A 25,064-nucleotide genomic window follows, 5' to 3' on the forward strand; every position below is an offset into this window, starting at 1 on the left:
AGACAACATCATTGGGGCTATAATTTTGTTATCTGTATAATGTGAAATGTCCAACAAATTCTCTTGGATCTTTTGGATCATTCAATTTAAGAACATACCAGTAATCTCCTGTTGGTAATTCGTCTCCATGATATCTACCGTCCCATTTTCCATTAACACGGTATTTCGCTACTACTCTACCATATCTGTCATAAATATCGAACGTTAACTCTTTGTATGCTAATGCACCACAATCTGGACCAATCGTATCATTTTGTCCGTCACCATTTGGTGTAAAGTAGTTTGGCATACAGAAGTCATAGAATGTACCATGAACTGTTATTGTTTTCTCACAACCATTTTTATCTCTTACGATAACTACATAATCTCCTGTTTTGTAGATTCTATAGCTATTAGACGATGAGAATGGTTCACCATTGAAGCTGTATTCGTAAGGTGCAACTCCGCCAGAAGCTTTAACCACAATTGTATTAATGTCTTTGCTTTGGTTTGTTGCATCTACTGCGTTTAACTCTGCAACTGCATCTACTTCAAATAAATCTGTTGTTACCTCACATCCATTTTCATGTTTTACTGTAATGTAATGCGGCCCAGCAGCAACGTCTGTAAAAATATTACCAGGTTGGAAAGTTCCATTATCTAGAGCATACTTTATTAGTGTTGGATCTGTATTTGACGGATCTATTGTTACCACAACCATGTTTGCTTGAGCATTGTTCACACAATCATAAAAGACTTCTACAGTAGGATTAAGAGTTACTGGCAATGGTACGTCTACTTCTACTTCCTGAGGACAGTTTCCGCCATCTTTCACGAACACTGTATAAGTACCTCCTGCAAGATTTGCAAATGTATGTTGTGTTCCGTTAACCGGTATATACGTACCATTAATATCATTTAAACTAACCATATAAGGAGGTGTACCGCCTGCAATGTCAATTGTAAATCCACCATTAAGTTCTCCAGCACATTGTTCAGGTAGCGTCATTCCAGGAGTTTCCACAACTGAAAGTGGTGCTAAAGGCTGTTTAACCTCAACTATTTCACTATCATAACATCCATGTTCATCTGTTGCTATAACTGTATAGAAACCAGCTTTTAATTTCTCAAAAATGTTACTGTCAAAGTATTGATCGTTTCTTGGTGAAATAGAATATTTATAGCTTCCTGTTCCGCCTTTACCATTTACTACAATTTGTCCATCATTACCACCAAAACATTTTACTGGAGTTGGGATAAATTCAGCTGAAAATGCTTCATCTGGCTGATTAATAGTAACATTCTCTGGTAAAGTTTGACAATCACCACTTTTCACCACTACCTTATAATCACCAGCTAAAAGCTTATCAAATCTACCTTCAGGCTGTGGTCCTTTCAGTATGTTTCCAGCACCGTCTAACAACGTGTATTCGTAGTTTCCTAATCCGCCAGTAGCATTTGATACAATTACTCCAGTTGGCTCGTCACGACATAATACTACTGCATGCTCTATATCTAAATTAGCCAACAATGGTTCAAGAGGGTTAATTGTAATTTCATTAGAAACAAAATCAACACATCCGTTAGCATCCTTCACATAGTACTTGTATACACCTGGAGTAACATCAAACGAAACAGAACTTGTAAATGGAACTGTTGAATAGGTTACATTATCACTACTATAAGTGTAAGGAGGCGTACCGCCCACAGCGCTTAAAGTAAGTTGAGTATCTGTAAGACAAGTCATTTTTCTAGTTTCAGCCAAACTTGGTTTAACTTCAGAAGGCTCAGTAATTGTTATAGGAGCTGACTCACCAACGCAATTAAATCCGTCAGTTACAGTAATCGTATAAGTTCCTGCACCTAAACCAGTAAATGAAGGTGTATTCTGAGGTCCTGAAGATCTTACAGGAGTAACCGAAGTAGTATTTAAAGTATATAAATAATTACTTCCTTGACCACCTGTAACAGCAGTTACTGTAATAGTAGCGCTTAAATCTCCATTACATAATAATAATGTTTTGTCTGATGAAGCTGTAACCACTATTGGCGTAGGAACTGTTAATCTAATTTGATCAGTATCAACACAACCGCCAGCATCTTTAACAGAAACCGTATACAATCCTGCTTTTAATCCTGTGAATATGTTTTGAGCAGAAAAATCTACTGTAATTGGACCATCTAATTTATATAAATAATCACCTGACCATCCGCCTTGAGCGCTTATACGGATTTCTCCGTCATCACTAGTTGAAATACAAGTAATGTCTTTTTTAGACGCTAGAATTTCTAATTCTGTAGCTGGACCATCAATGTTAAATTCAGTTTGAACGTCACAGAAAGGAGAACCTGCTAATGTTGCCACAACAGTATACTTACCTCTTTTCAGATTCGAAAGTTTTAATTCTGTTGTTGTAGTTGCTCCATTTATAACTGTTCCTGATTCATGTGTAATCACATAACTAAATCTACCTGCGTTATCTTTTGGAGTTGGAATATTATCAACTAATGTCAATGTAATTGCTCCATCTTCATCGCTATAGCAAGTAAGGTTCTTAATTTCAGAAGCTACAAATTTGAATGTGTTTGGCTCGTTAACAATATGGAATCTTTCGATACTACATCCTGTTACAGGGTTAGTCACAACAATTTTATAGTTACCTACTTTCAAATTAGTCCATAATCCATCTACACTAGGTGTAAGAGGATATGTATTACCGTCTATTCCAACAATAGTATAAGTTAAAGTTGGCAATGTTCCTGTCGTAGCAATTGCAGTTACCTGAATAGCTTCATCGCTTTTACAAGTAATTTCGGTAGCAACAATTTTCAGATCAGCAATTCCAATATAAGGATCGATTGTTACTGTAGCATAAGAACCCTGACATCCTTTAGAATCAAATACATTTACGATATAGTCACCACCTAAATAATCAGATTCAGTATAAGTGTTTCTATCATCATTTTGTACCTGAACTCCATCTCTCAAGAATTCATATCTGATATAATCATTTGAACCGCCTGTTACAGAACCTGGCGCCACTGTAATTGTAGCATTACCTATATTATTTGTTCCTGTAGAACAAATGTATTGTGTAACTGTAGGTTTGTTAACCACTATAATTGCAGGTTGTCCTACTGTTACAGGAGCTGTTGCACTACATCCTCTTCCAGAAGTTACTGTTACAACATAATTACCAAATGGTAAATCATTGAAGAACGGAGAATCCTGAGGTAATCTGTTTACTGGTCCAGCAAGACTGTACATGTAAACTGGATTATTATTTGATGCTCCGATTGTTACTGAGATACTACCATTAGCATAGCCATTACAAGATGTAGGAGTTGCTGTTGCAACAATTCCTGTAACATCCGTTGGAATATCAATTGTTTCATTAATCTCTATCACACAACCTGTATTGACATCTCTTACTTTAAAAGTATATGTTATTCCAGGAGCTAATCCTGTAAATACAGGACTTGTACTTGTATTTGTCCAATTGTCTCTTGTGTAAACATAACTTGGGGTTGGCACTTTTCCGCCAGAAGCGAATAAAGTGATTGTACCATCGGCAGCATTACAAGTAGGCACTTTTGTAACCTTTGCAAGTACCGCAAGAGGCTCATAAATTATTACTGGAGCCGAAGCTGTAGTTGTACACTTATTAGCATCTCTTACAGTTACAGTGTAATTTCCTGCAGCAGTAACAGTAAAGAAATTAGCACCTTGGAATTGTACTCCGTCTAAACTATATTCTAGAGTACCAACACCATTTGCTGTAACGTCGATTCTGTAACCTGCAGCATTATAACATTGACTCGCAACCGCAACATTTGTAATTGCAGGTTTTGGATCTAATGAAATATTTACTGTTTTAAACTTAGGACAACCGTTACCGTCTTTAACATAAACATCATACGAATCAAACAATGGTGCTACTTGAGTAGTTGCAATTGTTATAGTGTTTGCAGATGAATATTGACCAGCTGTTGGAACTGTTCCTGCTGGTACGAAAGCAAATGTAAATCCTGATCCAGGAGTTCCACCTACAATTGTAGAAGCATCAGCAGTAATAACTGCTCCCGTTGTCCAACAATTTTGGTTTTTAACAGTCACTACCATAGTCGTTAGATCTAATACTGGCGGTTCAGTTATGTTTACATCAGCAGATGTAATATCACAATAAGGATATCCAGTTTCAGTAATTACAACTGTGTACTTAGCGCCCACTGAAAGTCCGAAAGGAATTGTAAACGGATTCGCTGTTGCAGTAGTTCCAGATCCAGAAGCACCTGTAACCGCTATTCCATTGTTGTAAACCTGATATGTGTATGGACCAGTGTAATCTACAATATTAAATGTGATTTTACCATCGCTTAAACCATTACAAGAAACTGACGAAGAAGCATTTGCAATAACCTTAGCAGTATTGAAAACTGGCACTTCATAAGGATCAGTAGTAATAGAACATGATGTTGTCAAGTCAGTTATTTTAAACTGATAGAAATGACCAACAGTTGGAGCTGTATAACTAAATGTATTTCCAGTCACAGCATATGGACCACCACTTAATAAAACGCCATCCTGATATACTTCGTATTGGAAGTTAGCCGGACTTGCTCCACCATTAATTACAACATTAATAACTTCACCAGCGTTGTTGCAAGCTGCTTTTGTTCCTTGTGTAACTGTAGCTTTTTGCAATTTTGGGAATGGATCAACTGTAATCTGAACGTCATCAACACATCCGTTTGCATCTTTAACATAATATGTTAGAGTTTGTGCAGATTCGTTATCAATTACGACAAATGTATTGCCTGTTCCCCAATTTGTTCCGTTATTACTATAAGTATAATTTGGCCCTGCACCATATTTACCAGTAACGGTAACAATTGTTTCATTAATATTTGTTCCTGTACAAGTGAATGGTGTAGCCTTAGCTTCAGCTTCAACTGCAACTGGAGGATTAATCACAACGCTTGTTGGATTATCACACATTCTGTCTGATGTAACATTTACTGCATATGTACCAGCACTTAATCCTGTAAACAACGGATTGTTTACTTGTGTTAATACTAAACCAGTAGTAGGTGCCGTAAGTTGAACAGTGTATGTGTACGGTGGGTTATCATTACTTGTCGGTAAAGTGAATAAGATAGAGCCATTATCAACATTTCCTTGAGTTCCTGAACAGTAAGGAGACGTTGGCGTTGCAGTAAACGTAACTGCAGTAGGCGCTTTCATAGTCACAGATCCCGCCGGCATAGGACAGCTATGAGCATCTAACACTACGAAATCGTATGTATTTGTAAGAGGCGAAACAACTGTATAGTCAGAATATGTTCCGTTTACAAATGTAATTGGAGCAGAAGGTGTGCCACCATTAATGGCTACAGTGTAGCTATAAGGTGCATATCCACCAGATGCTTTTACTCTAATTGTTCCCTCAACAGGAGCCACACAGAAAATTTCTTTTTTAATTTCTGTCGAAGCATAAAGCTGCGATTCAATTGTAGTAATTGTAGTAGTACCAGTACATCCAAATTTATCTCTAACTGTAAATGTATAATCTCCAGGAGTTAAATTAACGAATGTATTGTTATTAATTTGCCATGTCTGACCACCATCAATACTATAATCATAAGTATCTGTTGGCAATGCGAAAGGCGATGTAGATGAAGCAATTACAACAATAGTTGCTTTGTCAGCAGCTGTATAACAATAATCTGTTGCAGGGTCAATAGTAGCTGTAGGAGGAACCGGTGTACTTAAATTAAATGAATCGGTTACCTCACATCCATTAGCGTCTTTTACAGAAACTTTATAAGATCCTGCAGGCCCTACTTGATTAAGATTATCAAACTTACCATCTTTATTTGTTACAACTGTTAAATCTGGCTGAGTTAAAGTATAGGTGTAATCACCCCAACCATCTTTAGCATTTACTACGACAGCTCCCAAAGTAGTACAACCTAATGGTGTAACAACTAATGGATTTAAAGCTAATGCAGCCGCTGGTTCTTTGATAATTACTGCATTTGAAATCGAAGGACATTTTGGATGGCCTGTCTCTTGAATATGTACGGTGTAATTATTTCCTGCAGGTAATCCGAAAGGAATAACAAATGGATTTGAAGTAGCAGTATCATGAGAACCGTTTGCTCCTACCACTGCTGTTAATCCATCAAAAATTTGATAATCATATTTACCTGAATAACCAGCGATGTTGATTTGGATAGTTCCGTTATTATCTGATATACATTTTACATCAGAAGCCGTAGTAGCTGTTACGCTAATAAGATCGAATAAAGGAACCTCATAAATGTTAGTTAAAATCTGACAACTTGTTACATTATCAGTAATTCTAAACTGGTATTTACTACCCGCTGTTGTAGCGTTGTAAGTAAATGGTGTTCCAGCTGAATTTGTCAGAACTATATAACCATTTCCATCAACTGAAACTTCGTATTTGAAATCAGCTGGAGTTGATCCTCCAACTACATCAATTTGAATTAGCTCTCTACCGTTTTGACAATCAATTTGAGAACCTGCTAAAAGAGATCTTTTAGCTGTAGCTGAAATTAATTTTGGTAATGGGTCTAATGGCGTAACTAAACCATTTGTTTTGTAAACACATCCATTAGCATCTTTTACCCAATAGCTAGGGTTTTGAACACTTCCGATTTCAGGCAATTCAAATGTGTATTTATCGTCTGAAGGTATGCTATTACTTGTAAAATAATTAGTACCATCTTTACTGAAAGTAAATGTTCCAGTCCCTGTACCACCCGCAGCAGCGACAACAACTGTAGTTTTAGTAGGGTCAACTACACAACTAAATGGTGTTGCAGTAGCAGTTGCATAAACTGCACTTGGAGCAGGTACATTAGCAGGTACCTCAAATTCACAACCTCTAGAAGAAATAACTTTAACTGTATAATCTCCTGCTGTTAAACCTGTAAAATAATTATTATTATCTTGTGTAATAGCAGGTCCTGCAGGTAAAACAGGTGTTAGGATAAATTTATAATCCGGGTTGTCATTAACAGCTCTTAAATTAACCGTAAGAGTTCCGTTATCGTTTGTTCCTTGTGTACCATTACAATCTACTGGAGTTGTCGTAATATCACCTGGAACTAAATCTACAAGAGTTGGTACAAGTAAATCAACAACAACTGATTTAGAACAATTTGTGTTTAAATCTCTTACCGTTACAGTATAATTGCCCGCTGCCAGACCTATAAATTTTGGATCGCTATTTTGTAAAACATCTGGAGTAACTACTGTATTATTTTTTAAAGTATATTCAAAATTATTTGGTGCAAAACCACCGGTTACAACAGCAGTAATCGTACCATCAGTATCTCTACATGTAGGCTCCGTAGTAAATTTAGCTGTTATGTTTAAAGGTACAGCAATAGGGTTTAATGTTACTTTATTACCGCAACCATTAAAATCTCTAACTTCTACAGTATGATTTCCTGAATGAAGATTAGGTATAGAAAATGATGTTAAAGGCATTGGCATAAAATCAAGACCATCTAAACTATAAGTATATGGAGCAATACCAAATGTTGTCATATTAACATCGATTACAAAAGAATCTTCAGCAGCACAAGCACTGTTTACCACAGCTGTTATCACAGGAGTTGGATCTAATTTCACTTCAACAAACTCAACCTGGATACAACCGTTTGCATCTTTTACATAAACTAAATAGTGACCCCATTCTTTATTAAAAGTACTTCCAGTATGAAGAGCTGGGTCGAAAGAAGCAGAAAGCGCAGCATCGGTCACCGGTTTATCTGAACCATCGATAACACCAGCTACACCCGTATCAGCGAAAATTTGATATAAATAAGGAGCTGGCACCGTAATAGTTTTTGTAGGATCAGATGGATCAACAACTACCTTGGTAACCGTTCCTCCTTTTCCAAAAGCTTCAACTATACCTTGATTATTTCCACAATTATCATTTTTAGGAGAACTAACCGATAATGTTAAAGGAACAACTGATTCACTGATCGTAAAAGTTTTAGACGTATTCATACAAACTACAGTTGACGTATTATCCAACTCTGTAAACAAGATATAATATGTCCCTGGAACCAACGGTCCTACATTGGTCGCCGAATTGCTTGGTAATGTCACAGTGCCACCAACTGAAGGAATAACAAGTGTATTACTTTGCGAATTATAAACGTCGTATTTAACTGCTGTTGTTGTTGGTTGTGTGCCAGTAAACGTGAATGAAACATTTCCGTCTTTGGCTCCCTGACAAGTTACATTAGCAGGTGTTACGTTAGTTTTTAAAGTAGACGAAGTCAATGTCGCAGCTTCTGCTTGTTTAAAGAAATAACAATCTGTTGCTTCATCATAAACGATAAACGAATAGGTAACACCCGGAAGTAAACCGTTGAAAGTTGATTGTGTATATTTCGGATCTGTCGGATCAGTTGAATCTGCATCTTGGTAAGATCCCATATTATCCGCGTATTTATATGGCGGTGTAGAACCTGAATTGATCGGATAAAGAGCAAAATGATAAGCTCCTCCAATAATTGGTGTATTTACAGTCACAATAAGACTTGCTGTTGTACATGATTCTGTTCCTGCTTTAACCTCAATTTTTAAATCTTCTGGTTTTGATGCCATTGGGATCGTTTTGGTAATAGAACAACCATTTTTATCAGAAACCGTTAATTCATAAATACCAAAATTTAAAATATTAAAAGTATAATCACCTCTAACATCTGAGATTGCATGTGGTGCAACTTGCGTTGGCTCTCCAACATTATTTGTCAAAGTATAAGTAAATGGTCCTAATGGAGCTGTATCACTTGAACCTCCTATAAAATTCTTAACTGTAATAGATCCGTAAGAAATTCCACTACCGCTAGAATCACAAGTCATAGGTTTAACATCAGCATCGAATTCAATTTTCTTTGGTTGTACAATAGTTGTCGTTTTCTCAAGATAACAACCTTTATCATCTGTTACTCTTACAGTATAATCGCCAGCTGGAAGACCAGTTGTTTGTGTGCCATAAGAGGTAGATGTTGTTGTATTGTAAACAGAGATCGTATAAGGAGCTGCTCCTTTTGTTTTGTCAATTGTTACTGTAATAGAACCCGTTGCATCTCCGTTACACAAAATAGTTGAATTAGGAGTTAATGCAAAATCAGGATCTGTTCTTGGTCCTACAACAACGGTAGATGTAAGGCTACATTTAGCAGCCGATGCATCCGTTAAAGTAAATACATAAGTTGTATTTCCAACTTGCGGAGGATCTACAGGATCTGTATAAGTAAAGGTTGTACCTGTTACCGGTATAACTGTTGGATCTAATACTCCATTTTTAGTTACAGTATAAGAATAATTAGGTTTTCCTCCTGAAATAGTACCTTTTATCTCAGTATTCTGAGTAAGACAGTTTGCTGATTTACTTAAAGTAGCATTGAATTTCAATTCAGATTCAATATATATTGCTGACAATGGTAAAATACAACCTGTAGCCATATCTTTTACTTTAACAATATAGTTTCCTGGCTCCAAATTAGGGAATGTACCACTAACTTGATATGTACCCTCATTAATATTGTATCTGTAGGTTGGAGACACAACTGTAGGTGTAACTACAATTGTCGCTTTACCAACTGAATCATAACATAAATCTGAAGCTGTTAAATCGATACTCGCACTTGGCAATACTTTTGCACTAACAGTAAATGTATCTGTAACCGTACATCCATTTCCATTCAAATCTGTAACAGAAATACCATAAGTACCTGACTGAGTAATATTGGCAAAAGTTGAATTTGCTTGAGGTCCAACTACAGTTCCATCAGGCTGAGTTAACGTATATCTATTGTTACCCCATCCTCCCGTTGTATTAATAACTATTTTACCATTATTTGGAGAACAAGTAATAGGTGTAATTGATGGTGCTAAAAGAACCAATGGCTGTGCAGGCTCTTTAACTTCAAGAACTTTTGTTGCAGAACAAGTAGTTGTTGAGTTTGTAACTTTAAATGTATAAGTATCTGCAGATAACCCAACATAATCAATAACATTTCCTGTTTTTGTAGATTGAGCAATTGGTACAAGTGCGTTTAAACTGTTTCTTAGTTCGTAAGTATATGTTGCACCTACATTACCAGAAACTGTAAAACTAAGCTTACCATCTGATGCACCTTTACAAATTACATTTGAAATTACTGAACCGTTAGCGATCGGTAATTCAACTTTTTCAATTTTGTAATCTCCAGTCGTTGTACATTTATTAGCATCTGTAACTTTAAAAGAGTAGTTACCCGGAGCTAAATCTTTAAATACATAAGACTGAGCCGTTACACCAGTTGCAACAGTAACTACTGGAGCAGGAACTGCATCTGTAGATGTAATTTCAACTTTGAATGGTCCTACACCACCTGTATAAGATACTGTTAAATCTGTATCTAGTTGTGTAGCCATACAAGAAATAACATTGGCTTGTGAAAAAGCCATATTTGATGGCGGATTCAACGTATTAACCACTGGTGAAACTGGAATTCTATAAGGGCAATTATTTGCATCAAATACATCAACTGTAACTGGACCAGAAGTGCTAGTCGTGTAAGTATTTGATGTTCCCGCTGGTAAAACTCCATTGAAACTGTATCTGTATTTATCAGTTCCGCTATATGGTGTTCCTGGCAATAATACCGTAACTGTAATAGTAGCAGCTTGTGTAGCATTTGATGTTCCACAAGTTAATGGTACAGATACATCAGCTTTAGCGGTTAATTGTGGAGGGTTTGAAACAGTCGTTTTTGCCGTTACAAACTGACATTTTTTAGAATCAGTAACTCTAAACCAGTAATCTCCAGCAGTAGCATTCGAATATGTCTTACTAGTCATAGTAGTAAACGGTCCTGTAGAAGAAACTGTCGAAACTTCATAAGTATATGGTGGCAAACCTAAACTTGCATTTACTATAATAGAACCATTATTTCCATTATAACAAGTAGGATTTGTTGGTGTAGTAGTAGCTGTTGGAGATACTCTCGCCGCGATATTTTGCGTTACAGTAGTTCTACATCCTTTACTGTCAAATATTTCAAATTCATAAGTTGCAGCCGCAGCACCTGTAGTTGTCTGATACGTAAATGTAGTCTTACCAGCTCCTACTGGAATATTAGAACCACTAAATCCACCTCCATTTGTATTTACTCTGTAGCTATAATCTGGATAACCATCTTTTATAGAAACTTCAATAATTGCATTTGGGTTTGTAGCATCACAAGTTAAATCTTTTACTAAAGGATTTAATTTCGCAGATATTGGTGCGTTAATTGTTGGCACAGTTAAATCAGTATAACATCCTGTAGAGGTATCTGTAACTCTAATAGTATGGCTAATTCCAGGAGTTACTCCTGTAAAAGTTCCATTGTTTTGAGCTGTACCGTTATCTAATTTATACATATAGTTAGGAGCACTATTAGGCGATACTACAATTTTTGCTCCACTACCTGTTACACAGAAATCTGAGTTTGTAAGATCAATGCTAGCAGTTGGATTAACTTTATCATTAATTTTAAAAGTTCCTGTTACAATACAACCTTTTAAATCTTTTACAGAAACAGAATAGTCTCCTGCATTTAAATTAGAAAATACATTCGTTGTTTTAGTAATTGCTGACCCTGATGGAGATGTAGGTGTAACTGTATATTCATAATCTCCCCAACCTCCGACAACATTAATTGTCGCTTTTCCTTTATTATCACAAGTTACGTGTTCTAATGATGATGGATTTAATACCAATGCAGTAGACGGAGCCGCAATCGTAACTGTTTGAGATTGTTTACAAGTTGTAGCCGTGTTTGTTACTACAATTGTATGAAGTCCTGCACTTAAATTTGATACAGGAATTTCAAATGAACTTCCCGCTGCAGGAGATGTTCCACTAACTGGTGTTAAAGCATCTACTTTATAGCTATAGGCAACATTGTTTCCTAATCCTGTAACTGTAAAGATCGCAGAACCATCAGTTGAAGTAGAACAACTAATATCATTCTTAGATGTAGAAGATACTGTGAATACCGGTAATGAAGGCACATCAAGTATTTGTTCATACACACAGAAATTAGCATCTCTAACTTCAAAAGTATATGTTTTACCTGCTGCCAATCCAGTAAAAGTATTACTAGTTTGGTAAGTAGAAGTACCCGGTGGTACAGGAAGTTTTATTCTATATTCTAAACCAGCCGTAGGTACAGCAACTCCAGAAGCATTAACAACATTTGTAATCGTTACATCTGTTGTATTGCTTGGACATTTTACTGCCGTTGGCGTAAGTGTCATTCCTTTTGGAGGATTCAACGCATTAATAGTTCCAACAACTTTTGTTATTGGACATGATTTACTGTCTGTTGCTGTTACTTCATAAGTTCCTGCAATAGTTAAATTATTAAATATACCAGTAGTGTTAGTTTCTATAGTAGCGCCAGTAGTTGTATTTTTTAATACATAAGTAAAACCACCGTTTCCGTTACCTGCGCTTGCTGTAATAGTAGCCGCATTAGTGGTACAATTATAAGGCGTTGTAATAGAAGCTGTAAGTGTAACAGCAGCTGGTTGGGTTACATAGAAAGTATATTGTTGTTGACATCCTAAGGCATCCTCTACAATATAAGTATATTTTGTACCGGCACCAACAGAACCTGGTAATAAACTGTAACGCACAGGTGTTGTAGTTACAGCTGTAAAAGCTCCTGTACCATTAAATTGAATCTTGAATGGCGCTACACCATTTTGTGGTGTAATATCAACATAACCATCTCCTTTGCCAAAACAAGTAACCGGATTTACAGAGTGACTAGCAGTAACTGCAACTTTAGCAAGCACTTCTTTTTCTACAGTAATAGGACAACCGTTTTTGTCTTTGATAGCAAATACATAAGTCGCAGCTGTTGTAGCAGAATAAGAGAATGTTGGACCAGCAGTAGTACCATTGTTTACTAGTACCACACCTGTTCCTTTATTTGTAACAGTATAAGTATAAGGTGCTGTTCCGCCGTCTATAGTAACATCTATAGTAGCGTTTGCTGCTGTGCCCGTTTTACAAGATAATGGAACGGTAACATCTGCTTTCGCTGTGATTGTTTTATTAATAGTTTGACTAGCTGTAATCGCATCACATTTATTATCATCTAAAATTAAAAATTGGTATGTACCTGTTCCTTTAGCGATATAATCAAAAGTAGGTCCGTTAAAAGTTGCACTTGGATTACTGTATGTTAGACCTCCGTCTGTACTTACTTGATACGTGTAAGGCTTAAGACCGCCAGATACACTAACTCTAATAGTAGCATTGCTACCATCAAAACACAATCCTACATTAGAAACTATTGATGCCGTTGGTTTACTTGGTGCACTAATAACCAAGTCTTTACTCATAGCAGCGTTACATCCATTTGCATCAGTACCCGAAACAATGTAAGTTCCAGCCGGAACATCATCTATTTTCCAAGTCGTAGTTGGGAATGTTTTTATATATGACGAATTTTTATCTTTAAGTGTAACCACATAATCTGGAGTTCCTCCTGCAACAGTTGCTGTTACAGTTGCCCCTTTACACGTAGCAGCCGATGCACTTGCATTTACTACAAATGCAGCTGGCGACGTAATTTTAGTTGGAATGTCGAAACTACAAGAAGATGCATTATTTGCAAAACGTACTTTAATATTATAGGTTCCTTCACCTTTATCATTAAAGGTAATCGGAGAAGTCGTAGATTTTACCCAAGTTGGATTAGTAGCATTTCCATTTAAAGTATAATAGAAACCATTTACAGTATCGAAATTTTTAGCTACAATACTGAAAGTACCATTTTTATCTCCTTTACATTTAACTCCGTTCACGCCTACTACCTCTGCAGAAAATTCTTGTCCGCTTTTAACTTGTAGATTTAAAATCTTATCCTGCAAACATGATTTTGGCAACTGACGTACCCAAATATCGTCGATCACTAAGTCGTTTCCATCAAATATTTCACTTCCTGAACGTACCACAAAAGTTAAATTGGTATTTGCTCCAGGATTTAGTTTAATGCTAATCGGAACCCATTTTTTTCTATCAGGATGATTTAAACCAGGCGCGATTTCACCAGTATTATCTCTCGCTACTACATTACCTTTAGAATCAATTAATTCAATTCTAATAATTGGAGCCGCACTATTATAAGTAGGCATTAATAAATTTCCTACATAAAAGTCGACAATAACATCTTGATTAGGTATAACATCTACAATTGGCTTACTGTATAAAATACCATATTTTCCAGCAGCATTACCAACATTTACTAATAAATATCTACCATTAGGATCTCCTGTGTTATCTAAATTATTAGGGTTTGTAGTATGATCTTTATAGTGGAACCAAGCTCCAGAATTATTACTACTTGGGTCGTCTCCTCTCCAGAAGAAACTCGCTACAGAATATTGATTATCTTCAACAGATTGACTCGGAACCCCGTAAGGATCCAAACAAGTAAAAGGTTTCGTTGTTCTCTGGTCATTAAAGCAATAAGCAGTCGCAATTCCAGGTGCTGTTGTTGGTGGTCCGCTTCCAAAATCTTCTTTTAATAAATTACTAAAAGTTGGAGCAGATACCAAATTGTATTCTACTTTAATTTTATAATCTCCTACCGGAATATCTTTAAAGATATTAGCCGGAGAATTTGTATTTAGAGTATAAATATAATTAGAAGGGTTTGCTGGATCTGGTTTACCTAAATAGTAAGAATAGCTATAATTTGGGTTTGCATCGGCATTTACCGTTACTGTAGCTGTACCTTCTCCTTTACAATTATAAGTTAAAACAGGCTCACTAAATAAAGGATCAGCTGGTTTTTCTTCTAAAATAATACCTGACATAGGGAAAATACATCCAGCCGCATCTTTAATATATAATGTGATAGGAGTTGGACTTGGGTCTATGTAGGCAAAATTATCTGTAATATACGTTTTTCCTCCGTCAAAACTATAGCGATATAAATTTGGTGCAGGAAAAGGCACACCTCCCTGAGGATTGGTAATTCTCACCATTCCTTGTTTAGTATTCCCTGTCGGACCACAACCAGATAATTCGGCAACACCTGCAGAAGCAGTTAGTGTAGCTGATGGCCCTGTGATCTTAATAATTTTTTCTGGGTCAGTACAATCTACACCGTTTATTGTATATTTTACAGTAACTTTATAATCTCCAGATGGTAAACCTGTTGTTGGCAAAGAGGTATATGCACCGCCAGCAACTCCAGCAATACTATAAGAAACAGTATAACCTGAATCTGCAGGAGTAACTGTTATCGAAATTTCTCCTTCTTTAGCATTGTAACAGCTTAAATTTTTCGAATTTATAGTAACTGTTGGTTTAGCAATTGGTTTTACTGAAAATGTCGGAATTGTATAGCTACAATCATTACTGTCAGTAACTATAATACTGTAGCTGCCTCCTGGATCTTTAACCGTAATTTTATTCTCAGAAACATACGGTTGCCCGTTTATAGAGTAAGAATAAGGTGCAGTACCACCTTTAGCATTTATTGTAATTTCTCCATCTGAACATGCTGTTAATGATTTTACATCATAAGTTGCAGTAAGCTCATCTGGTGCAATTATTTTTACATCACTTACATTGGTACAACCATCATCTGTCGTTACAGTAAGTACATAATCACCTGCAAGCAAATCGAACTTTGCATTATTTTTAGAAGCAGGTCCTACACTTTGAACTGTTGTACTGCCTTGTTTGATAACAAAAGTATAATTTGGGTTGGCATTATTTGCTGCAACTTCTAAACTACCTTTATCACCTGCACAAAGAGGTTGTGTTATTACTTTCTGAACATCAACATCTAGTTTTCTAATAAGAATCTTATCAACTGTAAAATCACATGGGAAAGTAGTTATATTAGTTTGTCTAATATGTACAGTATAAGAACCCTCAGTACTTATTGGAAATATATTACTTGACTGATACGCTCCAATAGGTCCATTAGGATCTTTGCTTATTGCATACTCATATCCGGCTGGAACATCTTCAATGGTAATACTACCATTTGTAGAACAAATAATATCGGTGTGCTTCTCTTTTGGAGTTAATGGGTTTTGATAAACATCAAAATAAAAACGATTGAAACAAACTCCACCTTTATAGGTAACAGTTAATCTGTATCTTCCTTTTGCATTTGCTATATAATCAGATCCTCTTCCTACTTCGTCCCATTTACAAAGTTCACTTGGGTTTCCAGTACTTGCCAATGCTTCGTTCGGACAGTTTTTACCTGTCGATACAGTACAGCTTCCCTCTACGAAACGTTCCCATACTATGCTAGAAGCATCCGTGATACTTGTTTTTATCTCTTTTTTATCGTTACCACCGCACAAATAAATGTTTGGAAATGGTTGACCAGTATCAGCACAAGTTAAGACTTCACTTGCGAAAGGTAACACAGGATTTGTACTTGTACTTTTGAAACGAGTTACCACAAAAGATTGAGAGATAGATCTACATGGTGCTTGTGCCAAGTTGTACACATAATATGTCCCTTCTTTGGTCACATTAAATGGACTTCCTTCGCCTATTTTAATTGTCATTTTAGCGTCACTATACCATGTATATTTATCATATCCTTTTGCTGGAATAAGATCAACACTATCTGTACATAAAGTAACATTCTCTGTATATTGACAACCGTCTACACCTACTAAAAAGTTTGTAGCTTTTGGTGTTACAGCACATCCTTCAGTTGAATTAACACTTCCTTGCGGATCTGTTTCGTCGATTGAAAAGTTGGTGTTTTCCTTTCCTTTGTAAGTAGCAAAAGCCTGGTTGTCGATACTGTTAGAGCAAGCCTCACTTAGTGAATGACAATCAGGAACTACCTGCACCTTGAAAGCAATAGTACTTACGGTAGGATTATTCTTTGTTACTAATTTAGGGTCTGTTACCTCAAAAACAATTTTTCTTGTAACTGGGTCATAATCTTTTTTTACTATTATTCCAGCTGGCAAAGGAAGTAAATCAGTTTTCTGATTAAAAATAACGTTTATTGGCAACTGGTCAGTAATAACCAAAGAAGTTGCATCGTCATTACCTTTGTTTTGAATACTAATTTCATAACGCAATTCCTGACCAAGAGTCACATTCTGTCCTCCGATATCCTTTCCGTCTGTGTCTTTTACAATTTTTGTCAGTGCAATTTGAGGAGCTATAACTTCTACGTTAAAAGCATTAAAATAAACACCATAACCATCTCCGCTGGTGGTTAGCCTTAAATTAGCACTTGTACTGTTATTTGCAATAATTTTATTATCAGCATTATTCAAATTGATAATACCTGCATCAAACCCAAGTGTATTTGTACTGGCTGGCCTTCTTTGGAGATTAATTCCCGAAAGGTCATTAATTACACTACAAAAGAAATTGTCTTTTTTACGCTCGGTTGTGTAGACCTGTGTACCATTAACAGAATAAGTATCATTCGGCGTATTTGCATCACCTTCTAAAGCTGCAAAAGCTAATTTTACTTTTACATTACCTGTTGGAATGGTTTTAAAACCTGAAACTGCATAAGTCAAAGGAGTACCGCTAGCTTTAATCCAACTAAAACCATCATAAGCGGTAATATATTTTGCGCTTGAGTTTGGATCTTCATAAATAACAAATAAAGACCATCCTGCTGCGTATCCTCCATTGTTCAGTCTACCGCGAGCAGAATTAACATTAGCTACCGTATATTCTCCTTCAGGATTTTTTGAAGCTTTTAGTAGGTCTGTTACATTAAAATAATAAGCATATGGTATTTGGTCACCATTTGTTGTTTTTGGATCATTATTATAATAATCGTAAATTAAAGTTCCAGTAATATTATTATAAGCTGTTTCGTTAGCAAGCTTAAACTTTATATTACCTAATTCACTACGCTTTACAGATTTGTCATCTAAAGAAGCTTGCGTATAAACACCAGACCAATACAATCCGGCATACACAATATTATAACAAGCTCTACTCGCATCTGGCACCTTTAAAGTTGCAGAACTTGAACTAAAGGTATCAGAATCATTGTCAATATCGATGTATTGCATGTTCTCATTGTTATTATCTGTACCTCCAGTAAAAGCATCATTTGCATACTCATTGGTTTTACCGTTATCTCTATTAACAATACTATTACCAATAAGCATCATATCTCCTCTAATACTCGTATCAAACCTTGGAGTAAAAGGTACATGATTTTGTGCAAGCATTAGACAACTTTGCAATAAAAACAAAGTCAATAAAATCAATCTTACGTTAGTAGGCTTTCTCATAATCTTCTTTTTGTTTACTTACATTTTATCCTCTAAGGGGCATTAGCGAATAAAAAAATTTGTATTTGATAACATTTATTTTAAAGTCTCTCTTCCCTTTTTAAGAGAGACTACTGCTTTTACTAATTCTCCACTTTTACGATGGCCATTTTACCATTGTATGGTTTACTACCTTTTGCATCTAGTGCTTTTGTTGCCTCTTGTAAACCGTCGTATTTCTCATAATAGATATAGTACTTACTTGTAGCTACATTATAAAAGAAATTAATATCTGAACGTCCTGCAGCCACTGCTTTTGTTAAGAACTCATCGCGTTTCTCTACACTATTGTGAACTGCAACAATTAAATAATAGCCATTATCAGAGTTTTTAATGTTCTTGATAATTTGCATATTTGACTGCTCTTCACCAAAATCAAAATCATTTGCTTTTAATGGTGCGCTGCTCAGTTTTGTTGTTTCTTTTATTCTCTTAAGAGCTGCAACGTCCTGCGCATATCTTCCTTCATCATTCTCATAAGCGGCACGTTTAATTCTACGTTTACGCTCAATTTCAGTCTCTGTTTTGATACGCTCTAAATCGGCAATCAACGCTGCTCCCTCTCTTTCCATTTTTAACTGAGCCGCTTTCAACTCATTAATCTTTTCAAGATATGCTTTATTCAAAGGATCATCTTTAGGGAACTTTTTAAGTCTTTCGTTATAAAGATTAGTCAGTTTTGCAATCTCATTCTTCATACTGTTGTTTGCATCAGCAATCTGAACTTTTAATGCCTCAATCTGGCTATTTTCTGCCGCCACACTCTTAAATGGTTTTGGCTCTCTATAAATACCCTTCTCACTTAAATCATTCTCTTCTTTTAAATCATTCAAGTCTTTTTGCTTATTTGCAACCGTTGCCTTAAACTGATTTAATAAATCTGTTTGAATGTTACTTGTTCCTTCAACAGATTTAGTCAAGCTTTCAATAGCTTTTCCAGTATCATCTTTCGCTTTAGCTGCTAATGCGGCTGCCTCTGCATCTGCTTTTGCTTTTTCAGCTGCTAATTTTGCTTGGCGTTCCTCTTCTTCTCTCAAGCGTCTTGTTTCTTCTTCGGCTTTTAACTTCTCTGTAGCTTCAGCATCGGCTTTGGCTTTGGCTTCTGCTAAAAGTCTAGCTTGTTCAGCTACCATATCCGCTTTTGCTTTAGCATCTGCTGCAAGTTTCGCTTGAAGTGCTTCAGCATCTGCTTTAGCCTTAGCATCTGCAGCAAGTTTTGCTTGAAGTGCTTCAGCATCTGCTTTTGCTTTGGCATCAGCTGCCAATTTCGCTTGAAGTGCTTCAGCATCGGCTTTCGCTTTAGCATCAGCTGCCAATTTCGCTTGACGAGCTTCTTCTTCTACTCTAGCTTTTTCCTCTTCAGCCTGTTTCACTTTTAATGCTTCAGCGTCTGCTTTTGCTTTGGCGTCTGCAGCAAGTTTCGCTTGAAGTGCTTCAGCATCTGCTTTTGCTTTGGCATCGGCTGCCAATTTCGCTTGACGAGCTTCTTCATCCAATCTCGCTTTTTCTTCAGCGGCTTGTTTTGCTTTTAAAGCTTCAGCATCTGCTTTTGCTTTGGCGTCAGCCGCTAACTTAGCTTGGCGAGCATCTTCCTCTTCCTGCAATTTTTTAGCTTCTGCTTCTGCTTTGGCTTTGGCTGTAGCTTCAGCATCGGCTTTTACTTTTGCATCAGCTAATAATTTTGCTTGTAAAGCTTCCATATCAGCTTTCGCTTTAGCATCTGCTGCAAGTTTCGCTTGAAGTGCTTCTGCATCTGCTTTAGCCTTAGCATCTGCTGCTAATTTCGCTTGGCGTGCCTCTTCTTCTACTCTAGCTTTTTCTTCTGCAGCCTGTCTAACTTTTAATGCTTCTGCGTCGGCTTTCGCTTTTGCTTCCGCTGCTAATCTTGCTTGTTCTGCTTCTGCATCGGCTTTAGCTTTTGCTTCTGCTGCCAATTTCGCTTGACGAGCTTCTTCTTCTACTCTAGCTTTTTCTTCAGCAGCTTGTCTAACTTTTAATGCTTCTGCATCGGCTTTCGCTTTTGCTTCCGCTGCTAATCTTGCTTGTTCTGCTTCTGCATCAGCTTTCGCTTTAGCTTCAGCTGCTTGTTTTGCTTTCAATGCTTCTGCATCAGCTTTTGCTTTTGCGTCGGCTGCTAATTTTGCCTGACGTGCATCTTCCTCCTCTTGTAATTTTTTTGCTTCAGCTTCGGCTTTTGCTTTTGCTGTAGCTTCTGCATCTGCTTTTACTCTTGCATCGGCAATTAGTTTAGCTTGTAAAGCCTCCATATCTGCTTTTGCTTTTGCGTCGGCTGCTAATCTTGCTTGTTCTGCTTCTGCATCAGCTTTCGCTTTAGCTTCTGCCGCCAATCTAACTTTTTCAGCTTCCGCGTCTGCTTTTGCCTTTTCATCAGCAATCAATTTTGCTTTTGCAGCAGCTTCTGCGTCGGCTTTCGCTTTTGCATCTGCTACCAGTTTAGCTTGAAGCGCTTCTGCATCAGCTTTCGCTTTTGCTTCTGCAGCTAATTGTGCTTGTCTCGCTTCTTCTGCTTGTTTTATTTTCAATGCTTCAGCGTCAGCTTTTGCTTTTAATTCAGCCGCTATAATTGCTTGTCTTGCTTCAGCATCTGCTTTTGCTTTTGCGTCAGCTGCTAATTTTTCTTTAAGTGCGGCTTCTTCTGCTGCTTTTGCTTTTACATCTGCCGTCAATTTAGCTTTGTTAGCAGCATCAATTGATGCTTTTGTTTTAGCTTCGGCTGCAGTCTTAGCTTTTGCTTCAGCTGCTAATCTTGCTTGCAATGCATCTGAATCTGCTTTGGCTTTTGCATCGGCTGCCAATATTGACTGCATATCTGCGGCCTCTGCTTTGGCTTTAGCATCTGCTTTACGTTTTGCTTCAGTAGCATCTGCTTTTGCTTTATTGTCTGCAATTAATTTTAATCTTGCAGCTTCTGCATCAGCTTTTGCTTTTTCCGCAGCGGCTAATCTTGCTTGTCTTGCTGCTTCAGCGTCGGCTTTAACTTTTTCAGCAGCAGCTAATCTCATTTTTGCTGCAGCTTCTGAATTTGCTCGTGCTCTTTCTATTGCAAGCTGTGCAGCTGTTTTTTGTTGTGTTGGTGCTGCTGCATTTGCTGCGGCCGCTTTTGCTTTTGCCGCTTCTGCATCGGCTTTGGCTTTATCTGCTGAGGCAACTTTTGCTTGTAAAGCTTCTGCATCGGCTTTAGCTTTAGCATCAGCAGCTAATTTTATTTTTAAAGCTTCTGCATCTGCCTGTGCTTTATCTGCTGCTAACTGTTCTGGTGTTTTTTGTGCAACTTCTCCAGATTTATTTGCTGCGGCTTTCGCTCTTGCTGCAGCTGCAGCGTCAACTCTTGCTTTATTATCAGCAGTCAGTTTTATTCTGCGCTCTTCAGCATCTGCTCTAGCTTTATCAGCTGCTAGTTGTGCTTGTGTTTTTTGTGTCTCAGCTACTGCTTTGTTTGCTGCTGCAACTTGTGCTCTTGCTGCGGCTGCGGCATCTGCTTTTGCTTTTGCTTCTGCAGCTAACCTTATTTTAACAGCCTCGGCATCTGCTTTAGCTTTATTGTCTGCTTCTAGTTTTGCTTTTGCTGCTGCTTCGGCATCTGCTTTTGCTTTATTATCTGCTTCTAATTTGGCCTTCGCTTTAGCCTCTGCATCTGCCTTAACTTTTTCGGCAGCTGCTAATCTTGCTTGTTTTGCTTCAGCATCGGCTTTCGCTTTGGCTTCTGCGGCCAATCTATTCTTTTCAGCAATCTCTGCTCTGTTTACCTGAGTAGCTTCCGATTGTGGTTTTGCCGGCACAGATTTTGGTTTTGAAGGGTCAATCAATGAACCTTCATCATCATCTCCATAATAGTAATTTCTATTTTTGAATTTGTAAGCAATAGCAAATTCATGAGAACCACCCAAATTAGAGAAATTGCCCATTCCTCTTTCATAATTATATTCAATAGCAATACTCGGAGTAATGTTAAATCCGAGACCTGCAGAAACACCATATAATGTATTATATCCAGCCTGCGCCCAAACTCCTTGTTGAAGTGTAAGCATTCCTAAACCAGAAATAACTGTTTTATCTTTTTTGATTTCTGTTCTAACAATTCCAGAGAATTTACTTCTATCAAAAAAACCATAACTGTCAATATATCCAGTATACATTGCATGCAATTGAATGGCTCTTTCTGGATCTTCTTTTACCATTCCGGATCCGAAATTGTAAAGCACTAAATTGTTAATTGCTAATCCGAAATCTAAAAATTCTGTACCGTAGTTAATTCCAGGATTTACTGTCAATAATGTACTTTTTGGAAAATCTCCGGTCAAAATAGTAGTATCATCTGATATAATTTTTCCTGTATTGATACCACTTTGATAGATTCCAACATTTAATCCAAAAGTCAAATTACTATCCTCTTGTAAAGCTATGTTGTGAGCAAAATTGGCAACTCCACCAAAAACAGTCATCAATCCGTAATTCTGTTGAAATAAACCTACAGCAAATGCTTCATTCTCTCTAAATCGTCCAGAATAATTAGCCAAATAAGTCTGTGGAGCATTATCAAACTGCACCCATTGTCTTTTATTATAGAAACTTGCGTACGGGTTAGATTCCCTAACAAAACTGAATGTTGGGTTAATTAAATATCTATTAAACTTTAAAGAATTTCTAATGGGTAATGAAAACGAAACAACTCCATCCTCAGAAGCTTCTTGAGAATAGAGTACATTTGATAAACCGTAAAATAACGTGATGAATAGTAAAAGTTTCTTCATATTATTTTATAACAGTTATCGATCCTTTTTTTTCACCTGCATCGCCTTGAATGACATAGTAATAAACGGGATTTACATTCTTAAAATCTACATTGTTTTGAGGCCAATCGCCTTGGTAATTCACTACATCCAAAACTTTATCGCCGTTTGAACTAATGATCATCACCTTTGTATTTGCATTTTTATATTCATCCGGAATATTCCAATAAGGATTCATTCCACTTAATTTGATGATGTTTGGAATAACACTTGATGGGCCAGACTCACCATTTATTCTAAATGAAAATTCTTTGCTAGAAATACAGCCAGATGCTTGAGAAACTTTTGCTTTATAATTACCTTTTACAGCTACAACATAAGAACTTGACGTTGCATTAGCAATTAAATTATTGTTTAGATACCATTCATAAGTTGGAGCAGTAGCGTCTGTGGTAATAGTTACAGTGACAGTCTCACCTTCGCTTAACTTGTACCCATCCTCAGCATCAATGCTTGCATTGAAACTATTGCTCTGAAGATTAATTGATCCTGTGGCATTACAACCTCCAAAATCAACATCAACAGAATAAACTCCAGATTCGTTTGTAGAATACGTACGATTTGTTGCTCCTGCAATTAGATTACCATCTTTCTTCCATTGATAACTATTTCCTGAAGTTGCCGTTAAAACTGTTCCTGAACCACTAGCACAAAATGGGTTTCCTAAAGATGAGTTTATTGTAACTCCAGAACCCGAAGATGATGAAGAAACCGTTACTCTATTTGAACTAAAATTGACATTCGAACATTCGCCATAATCAAGTTCTGCAAAATAAACACCCGCTGAATTTACTGTTAAAGAAGACGAATTCTGTCCTGAAATTTGAACGTCATCCTTATACCATTTATATTTAATATTCGGATAGTTTGCAGGTGATGATTCTGCTACTTCAGGAGTAAGATTATCGACTGATAAAGTAAAACTGCCTCCGGCACAGAAAGCAGCAGTATTTCTATTTTGATTTATTAAAAAAGAAGATACATAGTCTTTATAATAGGCTGAAAAAGAGTATGACCCAGAAAAGTTTTGTGCTCTAGGACTATTAACTCCATTACTGCTTACTATTCTTAAACTGTAAGCATTAGAACCTTTTAATGTCGTAGGAATTGCGAATTTAATTGTTTGTTCGGTACTTGATAATTGAATAACACCAAGGGTAGTAGTAGATGTTGGATTGGTAAAACTACCAAATTCATCAGACAATTGAACAGAAAAAGTAATATCTGAAGCAAAATTTAAATACGAAAAAGTTGCCGAATATTCATTGAATTTAGCACCATCAACAATATCTCCGGCACAAATATCTTTAAAAGGTAATTGTTGTGGAGATATTGATGACTGCGCATAAGTACTCGATCCAGTAAAGAAGATTATGCTGAATAATAGTAAAACTTTAAAAAAAGATAAAGTAATTTTTTGAATCATATAGTGCGTGTTCTTGCTAGATCTATACGCTCAAAAAACAGGATATCTATAACTGTTTCAGAGAAATCATACTTGTAGTTTTCAATTACTTCTTTTGCAAGAATTGAAGTTGCTGCAAGTGCTGAGTTCTGATCACAATCGCTAGATACAGTATTTGACTCAGCCGCTATAGTAAGGCCATCCTTGGGGGTGGACATCCCTACTATAGACTGATTTAAATTACTTGATTTGCCGTTCTCTATAACAGCAATATTATTGTTGTTTTGGTTGTTATTAGCCAAAGTTAAACCACACCCAGAAACAGCAGCCTTAGTAGGATTTTCTGCTGTATTCTGTGCATATAGAGTTAACGATATAGGCGAAACCAAAAATATTATATATATAAAATATTTTTTCGTAGATACCATTATGTCTTGATCTTTATTTAGGCCCGTAAGACGATACATAAATTGTG

4 protein-coding genes are annotated in these 25,064 nt (G+C 36.7%); all 4 read right to left on the reverse strand.

The features are described 5' to 3' along the window. Positions 1–28: 28 nt before the first annotated feature. The 4 genes from DM397_RS11850 to DM397_RS11865 all read right to left on the reverse strand — a co-directional run bounded on the left by DM397_RS11850 (position 29) and on the right by DM397_RS11865 (position 25,017). Positions 29–18,334, reverse strand: a complete 18,306-nt coding sequence (locus tag DM397_RS11850) for a T9SS type B sorting domain-containing protein (RefSeq protein WP_111377736.1) — start codon at positions 18,332–18,334, stop codon at positions 29–31. Positions 18,335–18,456: 122 nt separating this feature from the next. Beyond that, positions 18,457–23,145 (reverse strand): PorP/SprF family type IX secretion system membrane protein, encoded by a 4,689-nt coding sequence (locus tag DM397_RS11855; RefSeq protein ID WP_111377737.1) that lies wholly within the window; start codon positions 23,143–23,145, stop codon positions 18,457–18,459. A gap of 1 nt (position 23,146) precedes the next feature. After that, positions 23,147–24,610, reverse strand: coding sequence for a gliding motility protein SprC (gene sprC, locus DM397_RS11860; protein WP_111377738.1), 1,464 nt, complete (start codon positions 24,608–24,610; stop codon positions 23,147–23,149). Next, complete coding sequence (locus DM397_RS11865; protein ID WP_239457844.1) at positions 24,607–25,017, reverse strand: hypothetical protein; 411 nt, start codon at positions 25,015–25,017, stop codon at positions 24,607–24,609. Before DM397_RS11865 ends, sprC begins: the two co-directional genes overlap by 4 nt. Between the last annotated feature and the right edge of the window lie 47 nt (positions 25,018–25,064).

The sequence above is a fragment of the Flavobacterium nitrogenifigens genome (genome assembly GCF_003254565.1).
Taxonomy (GTDB): domain Bacteria; phylum Bacteroidota; class Bacteroidia; order Flavobacteriales; family Flavobacteriaceae; genus Flavobacterium; species Flavobacterium nitrogenifigens.

What these genes read in the sequence shown, in the direction of transcription:
- DM397_RS11850 (WP_111377736.1), bottom strand. Translation starts at nt 18,334, where the DNA reads ATGAGAAAGCCTACTAACGTAAGATTGATTTTATTGACTTTGTTTTTA.
- sprC (WP_111377738.1), bottom strand. Translation starts at nt 24,610, where the DNA reads ATGATTCAAAAAATTACTTTATCTTTTTTTAAAGTTTTACTATTATTC.
- DM397_RS11855 (WP_111377737.1), bottom strand. Translation starts at nt 23,145, where the DNA reads ATGAAGAAACTTTTACTATTCATCACGTTATTTTACGGTTTATCAAAT.
- DM397_RS11865 (WP_239457844.1), bottom strand. Translation starts at nt 25,017, where the DNA reads ATGGTATCTACGAAAAAATATTTTATATATATAATATTTTTGGTTTCG.